A 19,368-nucleotide genomic window follows, 5' to 3' on the forward strand; every position below is an offset into this window, starting at 1 on the left:
GGCGGGGGAAAAGGGTGGAACCTTCCTTTGGGAGGTGAAGGGCTTTCCATAATTCGGAAAATATGATGTCCAGAACAATCGCATCCCGTGCTAGCGTCGCCACGTGGAGCCCACTTCCTCAGCCCCTGGTCAACTCCAGTCGGTGACGCGTGCGCTGTCCGTACTCGGCTGCTTCCGCAACGGCGAAGACCTCGGCGTCTCCGAGATCGCCCGGCGGCTGGACCTGCCGGTGAGTACCACCCATCGCCTGCTCGCCGCCCTCGTCGAGGCAGGTTTCCTGGACAAGGTGGACGTATCCAGCCGGTACCGGTTGGGTACCGCGCTGGCCGAATACGGTCAGATCGCCTACCGGCAGCACCGCATCCACCTGGCCGAACCACACCTCGAGGAGCTGGCGGCGATCACCGGTGCAAAAGCGTCGGTCGCCACGCGGCACGGTAACGATGCCGTGCTGCTGGGAACCAGCAGCTGGCGCGAAGCGGACGGCCATGAGCTGCAAGGCCTCCGGCTTCCCCTGCATGCGAGCGCACTCGGCAAGGTACTGCTGGCCTGGGCGCAAGCCGGTGAAGGCGAGCTGGCCCGGTTGCCGTACGACAGTGGCACCGCCCGTTCGATTTCCGGGCCGGCTGAGCTCGGCGCGGAACTCGCCCGCACGCGGGAACGTGGTTACGCCTTCAACGACGAAGAACTCGTATCCGGATTCCGGACCATCGGCGTTCCGATCGGTGACGAGCCGGGGCAGGTTCGGTTCGCCCTCGGGCTACGCGGGCCCGTCGAGTTGATGATCGACGAGCGGGTCCCGTTCTTCGTCGACCTCGCGAAGGTCACCGCCCGCAAAATCGCGGACGTTCTCCGCTGAGGCGGGAGCAGCGCACAGATTCAGCGACCGGACCGGATAAGGGCCCTGACGTGTGCGTTTTCCGATCCGGCGAGTTGTGCTGGTGATCCGGTGGCCAGGATCCGGCCGGCGTGCATGATCACCATCCGGTCGGCGAATCCGCCGGCGGTAAGCATCGGCACATCGTTGCTGATGGCGAGGATTGCGGCGCCGGAGTCGGCATAGTCGCGTAGCGATTTCCACACGTGATACGCCGTTTCGCGGTCGAGGGAGGCGGCGGGGCTGTCCGCGATGAGAACGGCCGGCGCGGGTATCAGCGCGGCAGCGAGCGCGGCTCGCTGGATCTGCCCGCCCGAATTCTCGTGCGGAAGCAGGCCCGAAGCATATTCCGGGTAGTGAGCCGCAGCGCACGCCTGCCGGACGGTCCAAGCGTGGTGGCGCTGTTCCAGTTCCCGGAGCTGTGCGCCTACGGTCTTGCCGGGATCGAACGCGGTGACACCCTCCTGTGGGATGTAGCCGACGGTTCCCCCGCGCAAGTCCGGCCAGCCGTCATCGGGAACGGGCCGGCCGTTGATCAGGACTTCTCCGCGGCCCTGGGCGGTACCGGGCAAATGTCCGGTGAGGGCGTAGGCAAGCATCGTCTTACCAGAGCCGGGACCGCCGAGCACCGCGGTGATCCGGCCGCTCGGCACGAGCAGGTCCACGGTGGTGAGTACGGTTTCGCTCCATCGGCCCGTATCGATGTGGACGGTGAAGGAACATAGTTCAGCGGTCATGGGCGAGCTTTCCGGAGGTGTGAGCGATCGCCCGCGAAGCGCCTGCCCAGCAGGTAGAGCGCTCATGCTGCGAGCGTAGCTATCGGGTGCGGGCTGTTTCGGTGGTCACGGCTGGGGCTGTGCACGCCGGGCCAGAATGGAGGCTATACCCGCGGCGGCTGCCTGGACCGACGATGCGTGGGTTTCGGGCCGGAACCGGGTAACGGGGCCGGTTACCGAGATCGCCGCCGGGGGTTCGTCGCTGCCGTCGAGGATGGGGGCGGCGACGCAGGCGATGCCGATCGTCGACTCCTCGTGTTCGAAGGTGACCCCGGTTTCCACGGCCTGCGCCAGTTGGGCGCGCAGCAGGCCCGGGGCCACCACGGTTCGGGGGGTGCGGCGGACCAGCGGACCGCTGAGGATGCGGTCGATGGTAACCGGTCCGGAGTGGGCGAGTAGCGATTTGCCGATGGCGGTGCAGTACAGCGGCATCCGGCCGCCGATCCGGGAAGGGGAGCGGGCCTGGCGGTGGCCGCCGATCTTGCTGATGTAGACCACTTCGTCCCCGTCGCGGACCCCGAGGTGCACGGTTTCGCTGGTTCGGGTGAACAGATCCTGGAGGAAGGGGATCGCGACCTCGAGCAAGGTGCGTTCGGTGGCCGCGCGCATACCGAGTTCGAACAGGCCGCGGCCGAGGCGGTAGCCGTCGGGAGAGGCGCTGAGCAGGCGGGCGGCGACCAGATCGCGGCTCATCCGGTGCACGGTGGCCTTCGGCAGGCCGGTGCGCCGGGTCAGTTCGGACAGCCCGACGGCCTGATCCTCGACACCGAATGCCTCCAGGATCAGTAATGCCCGGCCGAGGACGGACCGGTCGTCGAGCTGTCGTTGCGCCATGGTGACCCTTTCTCGCGTGGGTGGTCCATTCAGTGGGCCATTTTACTGTTCAGCTGCGGCGCAGCGGTGTGCACTGGTACCACCCAACGATGAGGAGAACGGAGGTAGTGGTGGCAACCACTGTCGAGACCGCCGGCGCATCGGATGTCGACGAGTCCATCGTCGCCCGCGCCGCGCAACGTCTGATCACCGCAGCCGAGACACGTGAAACCTGTGCGCCGCTGCGCGAGGGTTTGATCAGTCCCGACGATGTCGCCACGGCCTACCGGATCCAGGAGCGGTTCAATGCCGCCCGGATCACGGCGGGAGTCACGGTGGTCGGCCGTAAGATCGGCGCCACCTCGCAGGCCGTCCAGCAGCAGCTGGGTGTGGATCAGCCCGATTTCGGGGTGCTGTTCTCCGATATGGCCTACACCGACGGCGACGTGATCCCGATCGACCGGCTGCTGCAGCCCAAGGCCGAGGCCGAGGTCGCCTTCATCCTGGGCGCGGACCTCGCCGAGGGGCCGCTCGATATCGCCCAGTGCCGGGCGGCGGTCGCCGAGGCGATGGCCGCGCTGGAGATCGTGGACAGCCGGATCACCGACTGGAACATCTCCTTCGCCGACACCGTCGCCGACAATGCCTCGAGCGGGCTCTATGTGCTGGGCACCGAGCGGCGCACGCTCGACGACTTCGACCCCATCGATGTCACCATGAGCATGAGCATCGACGGCGAAGAAGTCTCCACCGGCAACGGGGCCGCCTGCCTCGGTGACCCGCTCAATGCCCTGTCCTGGCTCGCGCAGCAGGCCCGCACGTTCGGTGAACCGCTGCGCGCCGGCCAGGTGATCCTCTCCGGTGCGCTCGGCCCGATGCGGCCGCTGCACCCCGGCGCCACCGTCACCGCCGCCATTTCCGGCCTCGGGACGGTTTCGGCTTCCTTCACCACCGCTTCGGAGGTCTCCCAGTGAGTGACAACAGCAAACGCACCAAGGTCGCGATCATCGGGTCGGGCAATATCGGCACCGATCTGATGATCAAGGTCATGCGGCATTCCCGGTTCCTGGAAATGGGTGCGATGGTCGGTATCGATCCCGATTCCGACGGTCTTGCCCGCGCCGCCCGCCTGAAGGTCCCGACCACCCACGAGGGTGTGGAGGGCTTGATCGCGCTGCCGAATTTCGACGAGATCGAGATCGTCTTCGACGCCACCTCGGCGAAGGCGCACGAGCAGAACCACGCCCGGCTGGCGCCGCTGGGTAAACGCCTGATCGACCTGACACCCGCCGCGATCGGCCCGTTCGTGGTGCCGCCGGTGAACCTCGAGGAGCATCTCGGGGCGCAGAACGTGAACATGGTGACCTGCGGTGGGCAGGCGACGATCCCGATCGTGGCTGCGGTTTCGCGGGTCGTGCCGGTGCCCTATGCCGAGATCGTGGCGTCCATCGCCTCGAAATCTGCCGGGCCGGGTACCCGCGCCAATATCGACGAGTTCACCGAGACCACCGCGCACGCCATCGAAACCGTGGGCGGTGCGGAACGCGGTAAAGCGGTGATCATCCTGAATCCTGCCGAACCGCCGCTGATCATGCGCGATACGGTTTTCTGCCTGGTCAACGCCCCCGACGAGGACACCCACGAGCAGATCAAGGCGTCGGTCCTGAAGATGGTCGACGATGTGTCGGCCTATGTGCCGGGTTACCGGCTCAAGCAGGAAGTGCAGATCGACGCGATCCCGCAGGATCAGCCGGTGCACACCCTGCTCGCGAAGGACAATGCCCTGTTCCCGACCCACCGCGTATCGGTGTTCCTCGAGGTCGAGGGCGCGGCCCACTATCTGCCCGCCTACGCCGGCAATCTCGACATCATGACCTCGGCCGGTCTGCAGGTCGCGGAGCGGATCGCGCAGAAGAGCCAGGAGACCGCGTGAGCGAGTCAGGCCCGGAGGCGGTAGCGGAGCGTAACCACGCAGGGCCCTCGCTCATGCGTAACAGGCAGAGCATGAGCGAGTCAGGCCCGGAGGCGGTAGCGGAGCGTGACCACGCAGGGCCCTCGCTCATGCCAATAGACAAGGAGAACGCTCGATGAGCTCGACGGAAACGACCTCGGTTTTCATTCAGGATGTGACCCTGCGCGACGGGATGCACGCCATCCGTCACCGCATCACCCCGGAGAATGTGGGCAAAATCGTGGCCGCGCTCGAGGCCGCGGGTGTCGACGCGATCGAGGTCGCGCACGGTGACGGGATCGCCGGTGGTTCGGTGAACTACGGGCCGGGTTCGCACAGCGACTGGGCCTGGCTCGAGGCCGCTGCCGCGAACATCCGGAACGCCCGGCTGACCAGCCTGCTGCTTCCCGGTGTCGGTACCGCCGAGGATCTGCGCCGTGCCTGGGGGCTGGGTGTGCGGTCGGTGCGGGTCGCGACCCACTGCACCGAGGCCGATGTCGCCGCCCAGCACATCGCGACCGCCCGGGAGATCGGGATGGACGTCTCGGGCTTCCTGATGATGAGCCATATGGCCGAACCCGCCCAACTCGCCCAGCAGGCGAAACTCATGGAGAGCTATGGCGCGCACTGCGTCTACGTCACCGATTCCGGTGGCCGTCTCACCATGAACGGTGTGCGCGACCGGATCCACGCCTACCGCGACGTGCTCGACCCGGAGACCGAGCTCGGCATCCACGCGCACGAGAATCTGTCGCTGTCGGTGGCGAATTCGGTGGTGGCGGTCGAGAACGGTGTCACCAGGGTCGATGCCTCGCTCGCCGGCCACGGTGCGGGCGCGGGCAACACCCCCATCGAGGCGTTCGTGGCGGTCGCCGATGTGCTCGGCTGGAAGCACGGCTGCGATGTCTTCGCTCTCCAGGACGCTGCCGACGATCTGGTGCGGCCACTGCAGGATCGGCCGGTGCGGGTGGACCGCGAAACCCTCACCCTCGGGTACGCCGGCGTGTACTCCAGCTTCCTGCGGCATGCGGAAGCGGCGAGCGAACGCTACGGGATCGATGTGCGCACCCTGCTGATGGAGGCCGGGCGGCGCCGGCTCGTGGGTGGCCAGGAGGACATGATCGTCGATATCGCATTGACGATGGTGGCCGAACGGGAAGGCGAGAAGCAGGCCGTCTGATACGCCAGTTCTGCCGGGGTCGCCGGAGGGTTCGCATCGCGTTTCCCCGGCGACCTTTTGCGTTGTTGCTCCTGAACCGCGGATGATGCCTACCCGCCGCCACCGGGCGAGGTGTTCAGGCGGCGACAGCCACCATCATCATCAGCGTGTCCGTGATCTCGTCGACGGCGGCCTGCTGTTCGGCCGGGGCGAGTTCCGCGCACCACAGCGGTGCCTGGCTCATGGCCGCGTGCATGCACTGCAGTGTTGTGTTCACGCTGATCGTCTGCAGGCCACCGTCCAGGAGCCCCTGCTCGATGAGGTCGCGGAACAGCGTGTCACGGCAGGTGGGTGCTCGGCCGGAACAGCAGGTGGAACGGTCGTGCCGCCGGGCGCCGGGCACGCCCGATCCACCGCGGTGACCGCCCGGAAACACCTCGTCAAGGTCGCCCGGTGCAGCCGTCAAGGTTCTGTCAGGAACCGGAAGCATCGGCCATAGTGCGAAAAAGCTTGTCGTGTGGGTTTTTTCGACTTGGATTTCACCGGGGCGGATGCCGGAAGTCTTATCGGCGGTGCGGTGGGCGGTGGGTTCCTCGGACCGCCGGGCGCGTTCCTCGGGGCGATGGCCGGTTCCTTCGTCGGCGGAGTCCTGGTCGACGACAAGGATATGGGTGACGCCGTGGAGGAGGCCGTCGTCGCGGGTATCGGCGGAGCGGGCGGAGCCTGGGGCGCGAATCTGGCCGGAAAACTCGTCAAAGAGGGGCTGGAGAAGGGGCTGGCCAGGGCTGCCGACGACGGAATCGCCGGTGCGGTCAAACGGCATGTGGATCACAAGTCGGGACTGGTCTTGGTGCATGGGCCCAGACGTGAGGGCGGGCTACCGGCCGCGCTGGGTGGGGGTTTCGGTGCCTACGCAGTATCCCCGCAGTCGCCGCAGGTCGTATCGATCGACACGACCGATATCGGGAACGGCAGTTGCCCGGCAGCGATGCCGAACCTGCGGATGCCGGTGGAACTCACCGGGGCCAGTGCGGCCGGCGAAATGTATCTGGGCTTGCCCGGGTATCTCTGCTCGGTGTGGAAGAGCTTCGGAAACGGTGAACGAACCGCACCACCCGCACCGGAATTACCGGAAAAGGCAAGCGGCACCGAGACTGCGGGCGTGCCCGATTACAGCGAGAAGGCGGAGCAGCTCAACACCGTTATGGCCGGGTTCGCCGAGCTCGACGCCAAGGCCGTCGAGCTGATCGCTACCGGCGCCCGCCGAGTCTCCGACGAGGGGCATCTGGCGGTCGGTGCGCTCATCGATACCGTCAACACCCGTGCCGGCGAAGCCCCGCCACCGGAGACATCGGTCCCGACACATGCGCTCGATATCCTGAACGACGCCTTCGGGCAGGGCCGGGAAATCCTGGCACAAGCGATCACCGCGAACCAGCAGATCTCCGGCGATGTTCAGGGGCTCACCGAGCGGCTCGACGCCTTGCAGCAGGTGTTCGACGAGCATATGAACGGACACGCGCCGGGAGTCTCGGCGCCGCCGGGCACCTTGGGTGTAACACCTCCCGGAACCCCCGGCGTGCCATCGCCTCCCGGGACTCCGGGCGCCTCACTCCGTCCCGGGACACCAGGTGTCACACCGCAGAATTCCGGAACACCAGAAGACACGCCGTCCGGTCGGCAGGGAGCACCCTCCCCGGCGTCCGGTACTTCCACGGACGACCGGGTGCCGGGAACCGTGCCGACGCCACCGGGTGCAGACATGACCTCCGGTATGTACGGAACTGTCGCGTCCGGGATTTCGACGACACCGTGGACCCGGTCTGCCGAGGAGCGGCCGGGCGCCGCTGATCCGCAGTTGCCGGAGACAGGTACGGTCACGCTGGTGGCCGGTTCGGTGCCGCCCGGCGCCCCGGTCGCGTTGTCCGCCTCTTCCACCGCGATGCCCGCGACGACAGGAGCGGCGGCCACCTCAGGACCGGCGACTGCGGCAGGGGCCCCGCCGGTCGCCGCGACCGGTGTCGTCCCGGCCCCCGCAGTCCCGGGCCGTACGCCGTGGACCGATCCCGCCCCAGTACGTACCGCACCGGCTGTCGGCTCGGAGTTCGCGCCGGTGTACTGGAGCCTCGCAGCCGAATCTCGGCAGCCGCCTCGAACATCTGAACCCACGGAAGAGACACACTCCGCCGATGCCTTCCCGGTGGAGTCGACTCCGCGGGCGTAACAACGGCACCGGGTTCCTGGCGGCCGGGCCTGGATCAGTCGCGTCCTGTGCATCTGTGGCGGCGCGGGTTCCGGCGGCCGGGACCGGAACGGCCACGTCCCGTGGGCGGGTTCCGGCAGCCGAGGTCCGGAACCCGGTGCGGGGGTTCGTGGCGGCTGGGTCCGCAACGGCCAGGCCCTGTGGACGTGGTGCGGCGCGGGGTTCACGGTTGTCCGTTCTCGCGCGGGCGCCCCGTGTGTGATCAGCGCGGGCCGAGGAACAGGGTCTGGGTGCTGCGGCCCAGCGGGCCCTTCTCGTCGAAGAGCGCCGATTCGGCCAGGCCGATCCCGTGTGGTTGCGGGTGGGTGACCGCGTCCAGGCAGACCCATTCGCCGGCCGGCTGCCGGTGCAGAGTGACCGTCAGATCGGTGTTGATGAACAGATAGCTGTTCCAATCCAGCACAGAACTGACCCCGTTACCGGAATCGGACGCGGCGAGCGTGCGTTCCAGCGGGCTGGGCGTGGTGCCCGCGACGATCGGATACTTCAGGCGGATCCAGCACACGGCCGGTCCGGGTTCGGAGAACGAGCCGGCGGCGAAACGGTATTCGATACCGGTGTGGAAGCCCACCGGCTGGGTGGACGGGAACCGCTCCGGTTCGGGGGTCTGCTCGGGACCGGGGCGGGAGCCGCTGGGCAGGAATTGGGCGGGGAGCTCCAGATCCGGGTCTGCGAGTTTGAACCGCCAGGCGTTGGCCCGCAAAACCGGTCCGCGGTCGGTGGACAGGGTGGCCTCGATCAGCTCGACACTGCGACCGGGCCGCACCACCCGGGCGTCCGCGGTGAGCGGTACCAGCGGGACAGGGCCGAGGATTTCCACGGCGACCCGCCCCACCTGGAAGCCGGGCCGGGGATCACATCGTTCGATCACATGTCCGAGCAGGGCGGATGGCGGGCCGGCGTGCTGGGCATCGGGCGACCACGGGCCGCGGGTGAGTTCGGTGGAGACGAACCGCCGCGGATCCGCCGGGTCGGGCAGGTAGAAGGCCTCGTGCACGTGGTTGTCCGTTCTCGCCGCTGGGTCGTACCGGACGCGACGTTACCGAGAGCTCGGGACAGCGCTTCGACCGCTCCCGTGATGCGGGAACCGGGCGGACGAGTCGGCCGGTACGTGATTGCCGGGCGTCGCGGACCGTGCCTGTGACCGCCAGGGGCTGCTTCGGCCGCGCAGCAGCGACCCCGGCGTTGCGTGGAGCTCGGTGAAGGGAGTCCCGATCTCTCGTCCCCGTGGTGCCGGAACTCGGGTAGTGATCTGGGGTACATGCTTGCATGCAAGCATGTATCTATCGGATATAGTCGCAGGGTGCCGACGAATTCCGACCCAGTCCAGTCCGTGACGAGCGCCGCCGATCGGGCCTACCGGCTCACCAAGGAACTGGTGCTCTCCGGCGAGCTGCCGGGCGGCCACCTGTTCAGCGAAACCGAGATCGCCGGCCGGATCGGGGTGAGCCGGACCCCGGTGCGTGAGGCCTTCGTCCGGTTGCAGGCCGAGGAATTGCTGACCCTGGTCCCGAAGCGCGGCGCCATCGTGTCGCCCGTCCCGCCGGGCGAGGCCGAGGATGTGCTGGACGCCCGGGAAGCGGTGGAGACCACCGCAGTGCGCCGGTTGCTGCGCACCCCGGAGCGGGTACCGGCGGCCGTAGAACAACTGCGGGACGCGCTCGCGGTGCAACGTGAGCGGGCGGACAACGCGGACCTGCATGCTTTCGCGGAGGCCGACGAACGGTTTCACCGCACCCTGGTGGAAGCCGGTGGTAACGCGCTGCTGATCCGCTTCTACACCGGGCTGGCCGACCGGCAGCGGCGGATGAACGTCGCCGCGCTGGGGCCGGTGCCCGGCCATATCCAGGTCGTCCTGCGTGAGCACGGCGAATTGATCGAGATCATCGAGTCCGGGGATGCTGCCGCCTTCACCACCGCCCTGCGGGCCCATCTGGACGGGACCCACCGGCGATGAGAAACGGCTCCATATCAGCGGTTCCGGCCGCGATCTTCGTCTGTGCGTGGGGCGGCAACCAGTTCACCCCGCTGCTGGTGATGTACCGGGACGCCGGCTATTCGGCGTTCACCGTGAACTCGCTGCTCGGCGCCTACGTCCTGGGTCTCGTCCCCGGGCTACTGCTGACGGGCACGCTGTCGGAACGGTTCGGCCGCCGCCCTGTCGCACTCGCCGGGGTGTCGGCCTCGTTTGTGGCGAGTGTGCTGCTGGCGGCCGGGACGTTCGGTGTCGGCTGGATCGCTGCCGGACGCCTGGTCACCGGGTTCGGTGTTGCGGTGGCGATGGCGGTCGGGACCACCTGGGTCACCGAACTGAGCGACCGCGCCGGCGCCGCCCCGGGCACCGGCGCCCGCCGCGCCGCGCTCTGCCTCACCGCGGGCTTCGCACTGGGCGCTGCCGTCGCCGGCGGGCTCGCGCAATGGGGGCCGGCGCCCATGGTCACCCCCTATCTCGTGCACGCGCTGCTCACGCTCGCGGTAGTGCCGTTCGTGTTCCGGGTGCCGGAGACCGGGACGGCGGACAGCCCTGCCGGTGGCCGGTTCGGCGGCTTGCGTCATCCCCGTTTCCGCCGGGTGATCATGCCGATGGCACCGTGGATTTTCGGGTCGGCGGCAGTGGCGTACGCGATCATGCCGCAGCTCGTCGGCGATCGGGTGGGGCAGTGGAGCCTGCTGTATTCGACCACTCTCACCGTCGGCACGCTGGTCGCGGGCACCCTGGTGCAACCGCTGGCGAAACGGCTCGACCGCACCAGCAGTGCCCGCGCGGTGATCGCTTCGATGACGCTGATGCCGCTCGGCCTGCTGGTCAGCATGTTCGCCGCCATCGTCCGCTCACCGGTACTGGCGCTCGTCGCCGCGATCGCGCTGGGGTGTGCGTACGGGATCGCACTGGTCTCGGGTCTGCTGGAATTGCAGCGGCTGGCGGCGCCGCACGAACTCGCGGCCCTCACCGGCGCCTACTACGCGCTCGCCTATCTCGGCTTCCTGCTGCCGTCGCTGCTGAGCCTGCTGAACTCCGCGGCCGGCTATCCCGTTCTGCTCGGTGGCCTGGTTCTGGTGGCATTGTCGGGCACCGCGATGATCCTGCGCCATTCCCGGGCGCATCTGCCTGCGCCTGCGACGGCCGAGGCAACGGAGAAAGAACTGGCTCACACTGGATGACCGGCGCCCTTCCCGGCGCAGGCGGTTGCCGTGCGGGATCCGCCACCGGCCGACTGCCGCTGGACGATATCCACCGGGGCTTTACGGTCCGTGCTTTCCGGGCGATGGAATCCGGCGGCCGTGTGGTCGATGTGAGGTGCCGGAGCGCCGTGTCCGGCCGGGCGGCAATGGATTTGCCGCCGCGTGGCGACGAGGCCGTCCCGTGCCGGGGCGAACTCCGGGCTTCGGCGGATCGGCGATGACTCGCAGCAGCGCCGGTTATGGGCGCATCGGGCTGAGCGAGATCGGTGGCCCCGCCGACCACATGGTGGCTCAGATCGCTCTGGGGCCGGTGATCTGCCGGACCGAGAACCGGTAGTCGGCCTGCCGCAGGAGTTCGTCCGGATCGTCGGTGGGCGGGTAGATCCACAGTTCGTTCACCTTGCGCTTGCGCTCCTTGGCGACTTCGCCGGTCGCGACGACGCGGCGGTCCCACCCATTGGTGAACACCGCGCCGTATGAGCCCAGGTCCAGGCACGTGACGTAGGGGGTCGCGGTGAACGGCACCGCGGGGAGCCCCAATAGGTCGGCGGCGGCATTGTGGCCCGCGAATTTACCCAGTTGCAGGGCGTGCTGACAGCACTGCATTACCCGGTGTCCCGGTTCGGCCGCCGCGGCGGCGGTATCTCCGGCCGCGTAGACCGTCGGTACACCGTCGACCGACAGGTTCGCGTCCACTTCCAGGCGGCCGAGTCGATCGCGGGTCCCCGGGATCGCGGCGGTGAGCCCACTGGCTCGTACCCCCGCCGTCCAGATCACGGTGTGAGTGGGCAGTTGCGTGCCGTCGGACAGTGCGACCCGATCCCGTTCCACCGCTGCCACGCTCACACCGAGCCGGTGTTCCACACCGAGGGCGGCCAGGGCGTCGGCGATTTCCCGGCTCGGGCCGGGGCCGAGTTCCGGCCCGACGGTGTCCGCCCGCTCCACCAGCACCACCCGGACCTTCTCGCCGGGCGCGTGGGCCGCGGCGACGGCGCCGAGCCGGTCCATCAGTTCGGTAGCGATCTCCAGGCCGGTGAACCCCGCACCGGCCACGACGACGGTGAACCGGCCCCCGCCGGGCGGCAGTCCGGGGAGCCGGTCCAGATGAGTAGCCAGCTCTGTCGCGGTGGGCAGCGTATCCACGTCGAACAGTAGTTCGGCGCCGGGTAGTTCCGGGCGGACGAGTTCACTTCCCGTGGCGAGTATCAAGCGGTCGTAGCCGATGTCGGCCCGGCGTCCATCCCTGCCGGTCGTGGTCACGGCCTGGCCGGTGGTATCGATTCCGGTCACTGTGCCTGCGATCCGGCGCACTCCGACAGGTCCGAGGATCCGGTCCAGTGGGACTCGCATCCGTTCGGGTTCGGACTGGTACAGGCGGGGGCGGATCACCAGATCGTCGCCGGGGGAGATCAGGGTGACCGGTAGCTCGCGGCCTGTTTCGCGGGCCAGGCGCACTGCGCCCGCCGCGCTCCACACACCGGCGAAGCCGCCACCCACCACAACGATTCCGGACACGGTCGCCTCCTGTTCGATTGCCGGTATTCGCAAAGCCTCCGGGCCGATCGCGGCAGGCCGCGGGCCCCGGGGCGGTCAGATGTCTGCGGTGGTGATTTCGCGCCGGGTGCGTTCCGCGGAACCCGCTGGGGCCGCGGCGGCCAGGTCGGCGATGGTCTGCGCCGCCAGTTCGCGCCGCCAGGCCAGTTCCGCGCGGCGCATGGCCGCCGCGATACCGCATCGGTGTGTGAAATCGCTGGTCGCGGTGCGACCGCTGTGCCCGCGCTGCCGGATCTCGGTGCAGCGGAAGGGGGCCGTGCCACCCTCGATGGCGGTCACCACGTCGAGCAGCGTGATCTGCTCCGGTGGCCGGGCCAGGCCGAATCCACCCCGGACGCCGGGGGTCGAGGTGAGGATGCCGGCGCGGACGAGGGTCTGTAGGCGTTTCTTCAGGTATTCCACGGGCAGGTCGAACCAGGCGGCCAGTCGCGCGATCGGGACCGGCCAGTGTTCCTCGGCCCAGGCCAGGGTCACGCAGCAGTGCAGGCTCCATTCGACGCCTTCGCCCATTTTCATAATGGGGATAGTAGATGTCCCCTTTAGTGACGGCAAGTGCGCGAGCCGGGGGCGGGGAAGCTGCCGATTACCCGATGAGGCAAAGTAGAACGTGTTATAGTTTTCCTCGGTTTGCGAGCCTCGGGCGACGGTTCCGGGGCGCGCCACTGGGTGCGGCCGGCCCGGGGTCGCGCCGGAGCGCCGGTCAACTTCGCGGGGCCGCTCGTGCGAGCAGGCCCGAAAGGCAGACGAATGAACACTGAATCGCACGTCGACGACACCGACCTGCTGTACCGCGAGCCTCTCGCGGTGGACCTGCTGGGTAAGGCTCTCGAACGCTATGCCGACCGCACCGCGGTCCATATCGACGACGCCACACTCACCTACCGCGACGTGCGGGATCAGATCAGCCGCTTCGCGCAGGCGCTGGCCTCGGCCGGCCTCGGCGTGGGCTCGCCGGTGGCGGTGCTGTCGGCCAACCGGCCGGAGGTCATCTTCGCCCAGGGCGCGAACAACGTGAACGGTTCGCGGGCGATGGCGCTGCATCCGATGGGTTCACTCGACGATCACGCCTACGTTCTCGAGGACGCGGGTGTGGAAACCCTGATCTTCGACCCCGCCGGTTTCGACGAGCGCGCCGCGCAGTTGCGCGAGAAGGTCCCCGGCCTGCAGAACTTGTTCTCGTTCGGCCCGTCCGAGGCCGGAACCGACCTCATCGAGCGTGCCGCCGGCTTCGTTCCCGACCGGCTGAATCCGCCCGAGGTCGATCCCGATGCGACCATGAGCCTGGCCTACACCGGCGGCACCACTGGTAAGCCCAAGGGCGTCGAGATGAGTTTTCGCGGCAGCGCCACCATGCTGCGCATCCAGATGACCGAATGGGAGTGGCCCGACGAGGTCCGCTTCCTGGTGTGCACCCCGCTCAGCCATGCCGGTGCCGCGTTCTGGAACCCCACTGCGCAGCAGGGTGGCTCCATCGTGGTGCTGCCCTACTTCCATCCCACCAAGGTTCTCGAGGCGATCGAAAAGTACAAGATCACCGCGACCATGCTGGTGCCGACCATGCTGTACGCGCTGCTCGATAGCCCCGACCTGGACAAATACGATCTGTCCAGCCTGAAGACCGTGTTCTACGGTGCCTCCGCGATCTCGCCGACCCGGCTGGCCGAGGCCGTCGAGAAGTTCGGCCCCATCTTCTTCCAGTTCTACGGCCAGGCCGAGAGCCCGATGACCATTTCGGTGCTGCGCCGCGCCGACCACGACCTGAGCAAACCGGAACGTCTCGCCAGCTGCGGCCGGCCGGTGCCGTGGCTCAATGTCGCGCTGCTCGACGAAAAGGGCAACGAAGTACCCCAGGGTGAACCGGGTGAGGTGTGCGTCCGCGGGCCGCTGGTGATGAACGGGTACCTCAACAAGCCCGAACAGACCGCCGAGGCAACGGAGTTCGGCTGGCTGCACACCGGCGATATCGCCCGCCAGGACGAGGAGGGTTTCCTCTACATCGTCGACCGCAAGAAGGACATGATCGTCTCCGGTGGGTTCAACGTCTACCCGCGTGAGGTCGAGGACGTCCTGTCGGCTCATCCCGCGGTGAGCGCGGCCGCGGTGATCGGGGTGCCCGACGAAAAATGGGGCGAAGCAGTCAAGGCGGTGGTGGTGCTCCGCAACGGGCAATCGGTGGCGGTCGAGGACCTGCAGGCCTTGGTGAAAGACCGTAAGGGTGCGGTCTACACACCCAAGACGGTCGATTTCGCCGACAGCATCCCGCTCAGCCCGCTCGGCAAGCCGGACAAGAAAGCGCTGCGCGCCCAGTATTGGGGCGAAGGCCGGCAGGTCAACTGAATCCGGTCGGCAACTATCACTCAGCAGTGTCCCGGCGGGACGGCCGCCGCCGCGGACGTGCTGTAGTTGCCACCCACCAGAGTCACTTCGGCCGGAGAAGGCGGCGACGTCCATTGCGTCGCGCCGATATCGACAATCGCTCGGCACAGCCACGGCAGCCGGCACTCTCGACAAACAGAGGAGCATCATGGGCAAGCTCACCGGCCAGGTTGCGTTCATCACCGGTGCGGCGCGTGGCCAGGGCCGCGCACATGCCGTGAAGATGGCGTCGGAAGGCGCCGATATCATCGCCGTCGACCGTTGCGCACCGGTCGCGACCGCGGGATACGAGATGGCGACGGAGGCCGATCTCGCCGAGACCGCGAAACTGGTCGAAGCCGAGGGCCGCAGCATCGTCACCGCGGTCGCCGACACCCGCGAGCTGGAGCCGTTGCAGCACGCCGTGGACGCCGGCGTCGAACGGTTCGGCCGGCTGGATATCGTCGTCGCCAACGCGGGTATAGCCGCATCGCCGAAGGCGTCCTGGGAGCTCACCCCGGACGAGTTCCGCGAGATGATGGACATCAATGCCGTCGGCGTATGGCAGACGACAAAAGTCGCTGTGCCGCACATCATCTCCGGCGATCGTGGCGGATCGATCGTATTGATCAGTTCGATGGCGGGGCTGCGTGGCGTCCCGGGTATCGCGCATTACGTCGCCGCCAAACATGCTGTGCGTGGTCTGGCCAAATCGCTGGCCAACGAGCTGGCGTGGGCGAATATTCGCGTGAACTCGGTGCATCCCGGAAACATCCGCACGAGCATGATCGACAACGAGCCGATGGTCCGCGGATTCCGCCCGGACCTCGAGAATCCGGTACTCGAGGACACCGCGGAGATCATGCAGAAGCTCAACCTGCTGCCGCAGCCATGGCTCGAGGCCGAGGCGATCGCCGACGCCGTCCTGTACCTGGTCGGCGATACCGGACGGGGCATCACCGGCGCCGCCTTGCCCGTGGATCTCGGCACCTCCGAGAAATTCCCCGGCCTATAGGCCCCGGCCCACCGGGTCGACTGCTGTTATCACACCGATGCCGTCCAAGCCGTGGACGGCATCGGTGTATCGGGGCATAAACTGGGTACCGCCGCCTGAGCGCCGTCGACAACGACCATCGCAAGCACTGACACGCTGGAGACAGTTCCACGAGAACAGCTCGCGAGCGGGCCATCCGGGTCCGCACGATGGAATCAGTTGGGATGTGATCAACGATGACTACGACCCACTCCGACAGCAGCTCCCGCATCAGCCACCGAGCCGGCCGGTCCGCGGCCGCCGTCACCGGACTGGGCGCCGTCGCCACCGCCCTCGTCCTGGCGGCCCCCGGTGCCGGAGCGGTCCCGCAGAACGTCGGTGCCGACCCGGGCCGGAGCATGGGCATCAGCACGCCCTTCGGCACCACCTGCACTTATCAGGTGCGCGCTGCCGTCGACAACACCACGGAGCCGGTGACCTTCTTCGACAACAACGTCATGGTCGGATTCAACCCGGCGGTCGTGACACCGAACGGCATTGTCGCGTCGACGACATGGACCCCTCCGAATCCGGGAACGCATTTCCTGCGTGCCGAACAAGGCGGCGTTTCGGTAACCAGCGCGCCCATGGAGGTCAGCACCGGAATGAACGCGGGCACGGGTTGCGCGGTGCCCTGACCGGGGCGCCTGCGGGGATCTTCCGGAACTCAGCGGCTCGACGGGCGGCGGGGACGTGCCGAATCGGCTCGTTCCCGCCCCTCTCTGTGGTCCTTCGGCACCGCTCGCTACAGCGACTGCGGTCGCAGATTCACCGATCGTAGATATCTCGGCGATGCCCGGCGGATACAACCAGGATGATCCCGCGGGGCCTCCTACAGGCGGCAGCAACCGGGGTCGACCATGTAACGCCGCCGCTTCGAGTCGGCGTAACGGTACGGTTGTCTCGTGACCCCGCGTCTCCGGCTGCCGGCTCGGCTGCGTGGCGCCTTCGTCGGGTTCTTCTCCGCCGCCGCGAGTCTGGCAGGCCATGGGCTCGGTGGTGGTCCGGTGGACATATCGGTGAGCATGCTGCTGTCGCTCGCCGTCGCCTGCCTGCTGCCGGTTCCGGCCGTGACGAGCCGGCAGGTGAGTGAGCGCCGTGTGGGCACGGTGGCCGGGGTTCTCGTCGCGGGCCAAGTGCTCGGGCACTTCATGCTGACCGCGGGACACGGCCACAGCGCGGGGGCGGCTTTGCTGCCGTCACCTGCCATGTCGGCGGGTCATGTCGTGGCTGCCCTGGCGGCCGCCGCCATGCTGTTGAGCGCCGAGCGGTCGGTACAGGCGGCTTTCGGGTTCGTCGTCGAACGGCTGGCCGGCTGGTTGCTGCCACGCCGTACGGAAACAAGCAGGCTCTGGGTGCCGGTCGCGGCCTGCGCGCCGATCGGCGCGACTACTCGTGGATTGCGGACAGCATATGGCGGAACGCGGGCACCACCCCGCGCCGGGGGTCCGTCCGCGTAGGGACGCGCGTGCACCGCGTTGTCCGGTGGCGCATCGCGCCCACATGTTGCAGCCATCCCTGGATGTGGCTGTGACGCATCCGCATATCCGGTGAACCGAGCCGGGCTCGCCACTCACCGGTACCCGGGCTTCGCCGGAAGCCTGGAAGATCGATCCGAGGAACACGAGTCATCGATGACCACTGTCAGAACACGTACGAAATTCGATACGCGCGAACTCCGCGCGGATCTGCGCACTGCCCGTATCGACGCCACCATCGCCCTGCTTGTCACTTTCGCGGTGTTCGGATGGCTCTATTACCGAGTCGCCGCCGGCACCTCGCCGACAATTGCCGTGATGCCCGATCTGGCAGACCCTGCAAGGTACTGGATGTACTGGATGTGCCAGGCCTTCGGCTGGACAGGGTTGCTCTGGGCATGGATCACTGTCATTCTCGGCTTGTTGCGCAGCAGTCGCAGTCCGAAGTGGCTACCGGTCCCGCAACACAGCATCGAGAAGTGGCATCGCGCCACCAGTTTGACGACCATCGGGCTGATGTTCGTCCACGCCGCCTGGTTATTCGCCGAATTCACCCGCGACTACTCCGCCACCGCGGGTGCCGCCGAATCGGTGTGGCAAGCATTCGTCGACACCTTCGTACCCGCGGCCTATCCCAGCGGCACGGGGAGAATCGCCATTTTCATCGGGCTGCTGGCGTTGTATCTGGCCGTACCGCTCGGCCTGGCCTTCTACTCCCGCCGCTGGTTGCGCCCCGCGGTCTGGCGGGCTCTGCACGCTTCGATCATCGTGGTCTATGCGCTGAGCGTGTGGCATACATTGCTCTACGGCACCAACGTCTGGTACGACGGACGGTTTCGTACGCTGGTGTGGATTCTTCAGCTCCCCATTGCCGCGCTCGTCCTTTACCGCCTCACCAACCTGCCATCGAGCCGGCAACGAACTCGGGCATCGACTGTCCTCCGCTCTGTGGCGGCACTTATCGTCCTCGGCTTCATCGCGATCGTCTGCACGGCCGTGCTCAGCGGGCACGACGGTGGCCGGACACCCGGTGTGGCGGGCATGGGCCTCAATGTCACCAAAGCAAACATCTGGTGGGGACTGGCGATATTCCTGGTCGTCGTCGCCTTGTCCGTGGCCCGGGTGCGGCGATTTCGCAAGGCCACGGTCACCGGCCGGGTGGACGCGTGACAATCGGGTTCAGCGGTCGGGCGGGCCGGTGAGGATGGCAGTGACCGTATCGACGAGCTCGGCGAGGAGTTCGGCGGGCGACAGACGAGTACCGCTGAGCGCAAGCATGCCTTGCAGGCCCTCCGGATCGCCGAGGGTTTGGAAGGTCAGGTTCATGGCCTGGGTGAGGCGGAAACGGATGGTGCGCGGGGCCGTGTCGGGGTCGATCTGCTGGAGCATCGCGTTGAAGCGGCGGGCCTGCGGCGCGAACCCCTCGGTCAGCCTGGTCAGGGCGGGGTGATTTCCGCTCATGATGCCGGCGACCAGGCGTATCCACGGTGTTCCGCCCGCGGCCGCCAGTTCGCCGACCGGGCGGACGAAGGCGTCGGCGAGAGCGCGGGCGTCCGGTGTCCCGGATTTCTCGACCACGTCGAGCAATTCGGCGCGGCGGGCGTGCAATTGTTCGCTGCGGCGGCTGATCAGCGCATCGACCAGGGCGTCCTTGGAGCCGAAATGGTAGTGGACCGAGGCGACGTTCGCGCCGGCCTCCGCCATCACCGAACGAAGCGAGACCGCGTCGATCCCGCGTTCGGCGAACAACCGTTCCGCAGCGAGGACGAGGCGCTGATCGGTCGGCAGGTCCGGATCCGGGCCCGGGGCGGCGGTGGAGTCCACCCCGTCCGGGGCCGGATGCGCTGCGGTTGCCCGGTGGGCACGCGAGGGTGCGGCGGCCGGATGTGTCTTCCGGCCGGTCCGCACCCGGCTTCGCGTCATGGT

General features: G+C 67.9%; 19 protein-coding genes. 12 read left to right on the forward strand and 7 right to left on the reverse strand.

From position 1 onward, the window contains the following. Positions 1-142 precede the first annotated feature (142 nt). The gene (locus tag NS6_RS26260; protein WP_245669517.1) at positions 143-859 is read left to right on the forward strand and encodes an IclR family transcriptional regulator; all 717 of its coding nucleotides are present in this window, start codon (positions 143-145) and stop codon (positions 857-859) included. Positions 860-879: 20 nt separating this feature from the next. Here NS6_RS26260 and NS6_RS26265 read toward each other — a convergent pair whose 3' ends face one another. Beyond that, positions 880-1,614, reverse strand: a complete 735-nt coding sequence (locus NS6_RS26265; protein WP_068046825.1) for an ATP-binding cassette domain-containing protein — start codon at positions 1,612-1,614, stop codon at positions 880-882. A gap of 105 nt (positions 1,615-1,719) precedes the next feature. Further along, a complete protein-coding gene (locus NS6_RS26270) occupies positions 1,720-2,487 on the reverse strand; it encodes an IclR family transcriptional regulator (RefSeq protein ID WP_068046829.1) in 768 nt (255 codons plus the stop codon). A gap of 89 nt (positions 2,488-2,576) precedes the next feature. Between NS6_RS26270 and NS6_RS26275 the strand changes: the two genes are divergently transcribed. From NS6_RS26275 to dmpG, 3 genes are all read left to right on the forward strand, one after another. Then, positions 2,577-3,440 (forward strand): 2-keto-4-pentenoate hydratase, encoded by an 864-nt coding sequence (locus tag NS6_RS26275; protein WP_068046832.1) that lies wholly within the window; start codon positions 2,577-2,579, stop codon positions 3,438-3,440. Next, positions 3,437-4,399: an acetaldehyde dehydrogenase (acetylating) gene (locus tag NS6_RS26280; RefSeq protein ID WP_084471414.1), complete on the forward strand. Its 963-nt coding sequence runs from the start codon at positions 3,437-3,439 to the stop codon at positions 4,397-4,399. Before NS6_RS26275 ends, NS6_RS26280 begins: the two co-directional genes overlap by 4 nt. A 154-nt stretch (positions 4,400-4,553) precedes the next feature. After that, positions 4,554-5,597 carry a 4-hydroxy-2-oxovalerate aldolase gene (gene dmpG, locus NS6_RS26285; protein WP_068046835.1) on the forward strand — a complete coding sequence of 348 codons (1,044 nt, stop codon included), beginning with the start codon at positions 4,554-4,556 and terminating at the stop codon, positions 5,595-5,597. A 115-nt stretch (positions 5,598-5,712) separates the two neighbouring features. Here the strand turns inward: dmpG and NS6_RS26290 are convergent, their stop codons facing one another. Then, positions 5,713-5,979 (reverse strand): hypothetical protein, encoded by a 267-nt coding sequence (locus NS6_RS26290; RefSeq protein WP_157112948.1) that lies wholly within the window; start codon positions 5,977-5,979, stop codon positions 5,713-5,715. Between the two features lie 114 nt (positions 5,980-6,093). Between NS6_RS26290 and NS6_RS26295 the strand changes: the two genes are divergently transcribed. Beyond that, on the forward strand, positions 6,094-7,800 hold the full coding sequence (locus NS6_RS26295) for a hypothetical protein (RefSeq protein WP_068046841.1): 1,707 nt from the start codon (positions 6,094-6,096) through the stop codon (positions 7,798-7,800). A gap of 241 nt (positions 7,801-8,041) precedes the next feature. On the opposite strand, the gene NS6_RS26300 is transcribed toward NS6_RS26295, so the two are convergent. Then, a complete protein-coding gene (locus tag NS6_RS26300; RefSeq protein WP_068046845.1) occupies positions 8,042-8,836 on the reverse strand; it encodes a thioesterase family protein in 795 nt (264 codons plus the stop codon). 306 nt (positions 8,837-9,142) lie between these two features. Here NS6_RS26300 and NS6_RS26305 point away from each other — a divergent pair, with 306 nt between their 5' ends. Both NS6_RS26305 and NS6_RS26310 read left to right on the forward strand, forming a co-directional pair. Then, positions 9,143-9,796 (forward strand): GntR family transcriptional regulator, encoded by a 654-nt coding sequence (locus tag NS6_RS26305; RefSeq protein ID WP_245669518.1) that lies wholly within the window; start codon positions 9,143-9,145, stop codon positions 9,794-9,796. Continuing rightward, the gene (locus tag NS6_RS26310) at positions 9,793-11,001 is read left to right on the forward strand and encodes an MFS transporter (protein WP_068046848.1); all 1,209 of its coding nucleotides are present in this window, start codon (positions 9,793-9,795) and stop codon (positions 10,999-11,001) included. The genes NS6_RS26305 and NS6_RS26310 overlap by 4 nt, the downstream gene beginning before the upstream one ends. A 312-nt stretch (positions 11,002-11,313) precedes the next feature. Here NS6_RS26310 and NS6_RS26320 read toward each other — a convergent pair whose 3' ends face one another. Further along, positions 11,314-12,537, reverse strand: coding sequence for an NAD(P)/FAD-dependent oxidoreductase (locus tag NS6_RS26320; RefSeq protein ID WP_084471418.1), 1,224 nt, complete (start codon positions 12,535-12,537; stop codon positions 11,314-11,316). 75 nt (positions 12,538-12,612) lie between these two features. Further along, positions 12,613-13,092: an RrF2 family transcriptional regulator gene (locus tag NS6_RS26325; protein ID WP_068046855.1), complete on the reverse strand. Its 480-nt coding sequence runs from the start codon at positions 13,090-13,092 to the stop codon at positions 12,613-12,615. Positions 13,093-13,323: 231 nt separating this feature from the next. Between NS6_RS26325 and NS6_RS26330 the strand changes: the two genes are divergently transcribed. The 5 genes from NS6_RS26330 (at position 13,324) to NS6_RS26350 (ending at position 18,612) form a co-directional block, all read left to right on the forward strand. Continuing rightward, positions 13,324-14,913 (forward strand): AMP-binding protein, encoded by a 1,590-nt coding sequence (locus NS6_RS26330; RefSeq protein WP_068046857.1) that lies wholly within the window; start codon positions 13,324-13,326, stop codon positions 14,911-14,913. Between the two features lie 187 nt (positions 14,914-15,100). Then, entirely contained in the window at positions 15,101-15,946 is an 846-nt protein-coding gene (locus NS6_RS26335; RefSeq protein ID WP_084471419.1) for a mycofactocin-coupled SDR family oxidoreductase, read from the forward strand. 215 nt (positions 15,947-16,161) lie between these two features. Then, positions 16,162-16,602 (forward strand): hypothetical protein, encoded by a 441-nt coding sequence (locus tag NS6_RS26340; RefSeq protein ID WP_068046860.1) that lies wholly within the window; start codon positions 16,162-16,164, stop codon positions 16,600-16,602. Between the two features lie 267 nt (positions 16,603-16,869). After that, the gene (locus NS6_RS26345) at positions 16,870-17,424 is read left to right on the forward strand and encodes a hypothetical protein (protein ID WP_068046863.1); all 555 of its coding nucleotides are present in this window, start codon (positions 16,870-16,872) and stop codon (positions 17,422-17,424) included. 174 nt (positions 17,425-17,598) lie between these two features. Then, positions 17,599-18,612: a ferric reductase-like transmembrane domain-containing protein gene (locus tag NS6_RS26350; protein WP_068047059.1), complete on the forward strand. Its 1,014-nt coding sequence runs from the start codon at positions 17,599-17,601 to the stop codon at positions 18,610-18,612. Positions 18,613-18,621: 9 nt separating this feature from the next. Here NS6_RS26350 and NS6_RS26355 read toward each other — a convergent pair whose 3' ends face one another. Then, positions 18,622-19,365 (reverse strand): TetR/AcrR family transcriptional regulator, encoded by a 744-nt coding sequence (locus NS6_RS26355; RefSeq protein ID WP_084471420.1) that lies wholly within the window; start codon positions 19,363-19,365, stop codon positions 18,622-18,624. Positions 19,366-19,368: the final 3 nt, after the last annotated feature.

It is taken from the genome of Nocardia speluncae NBRC 108251, assembly GCF_001613245.1.
Taxonomy (GTDB): Bacteria; Actinomycetota; Actinomycetes; order Mycobacteriales; family Mycobacteriaceae; genus Nocardia; species Nocardia speluncae.

Coding starts and splice junctions, on each gene's coding strand:
- NS6_RS26335 (WP_084471419.1), top strand. CDS start 15,101: ATGGGCAAGCTCACCGGCCAGGTTGCGTTCATCACCGGTGCGGCGCGT.
- NS6_RS26355 (WP_084471420.1), bottom strand. CDS start 19,365: ATGACGCGAAGCCGGGTGCGGACCGGCCGGAAGACACATCCGGCCGCC.
- NS6_RS26265 (WP_068046825.1), bottom strand. CDS start 1,614: ATGACCGCTGAACTATGTTCCTTCACCGTCCACATCGATACGGGCCGA.
- NS6_RS26330 (WP_068046857.1), top strand. CDS start 13,324: ATGAACACTGAATCGCACGTCGACGACACCGACCTGCTGTACCGCGAG.
- NS6_RS26325 (WP_068046855.1), bottom strand. CDS start 13,092: ATGAAAATGGGCGAAGGCGTCGAATGGAGCCTGCACTGCTGCGTGACC.
- NS6_RS26340 (WP_068046860.1), top strand. CDS start 16,162: ATGACTACGACCCACTCCGACAGCAGCTCCCGCATCAGCCACCGAGCC.
- NS6_RS26350 (WP_068047059.1), top strand. CDS start 17,599: ATGACCACTGTCAGAACACGTACGAAATTCGATACGCGCGAACTCCGC.
- NS6_RS26275 (WP_068046832.1), top strand. CDS start 2,577: ATGAGGAGAACGGAGGTAGTGGTGGCAACCACTGTCGAGACCGCCGGC.
- NS6_RS26270 (WP_068046829.1), bottom strand. CDS start 2,487: ATGGCGCAACGACAGCTCGACGACCGGTCCGTCCTCGGCCGGGCATTA.
- dmpG (WP_068046835.1), top strand. CDS start 4,554: ATGAGCTCGACGGAAACGACCTCGGTTTTCATTCAGGATGTGACCCTG.
- NS6_RS26310 (WP_068046848.1), top strand. CDS start 9,793: ATGAGAAACGGCTCCATATCAGCGGTTCCGGCCGCGATCTTCGTCTGT.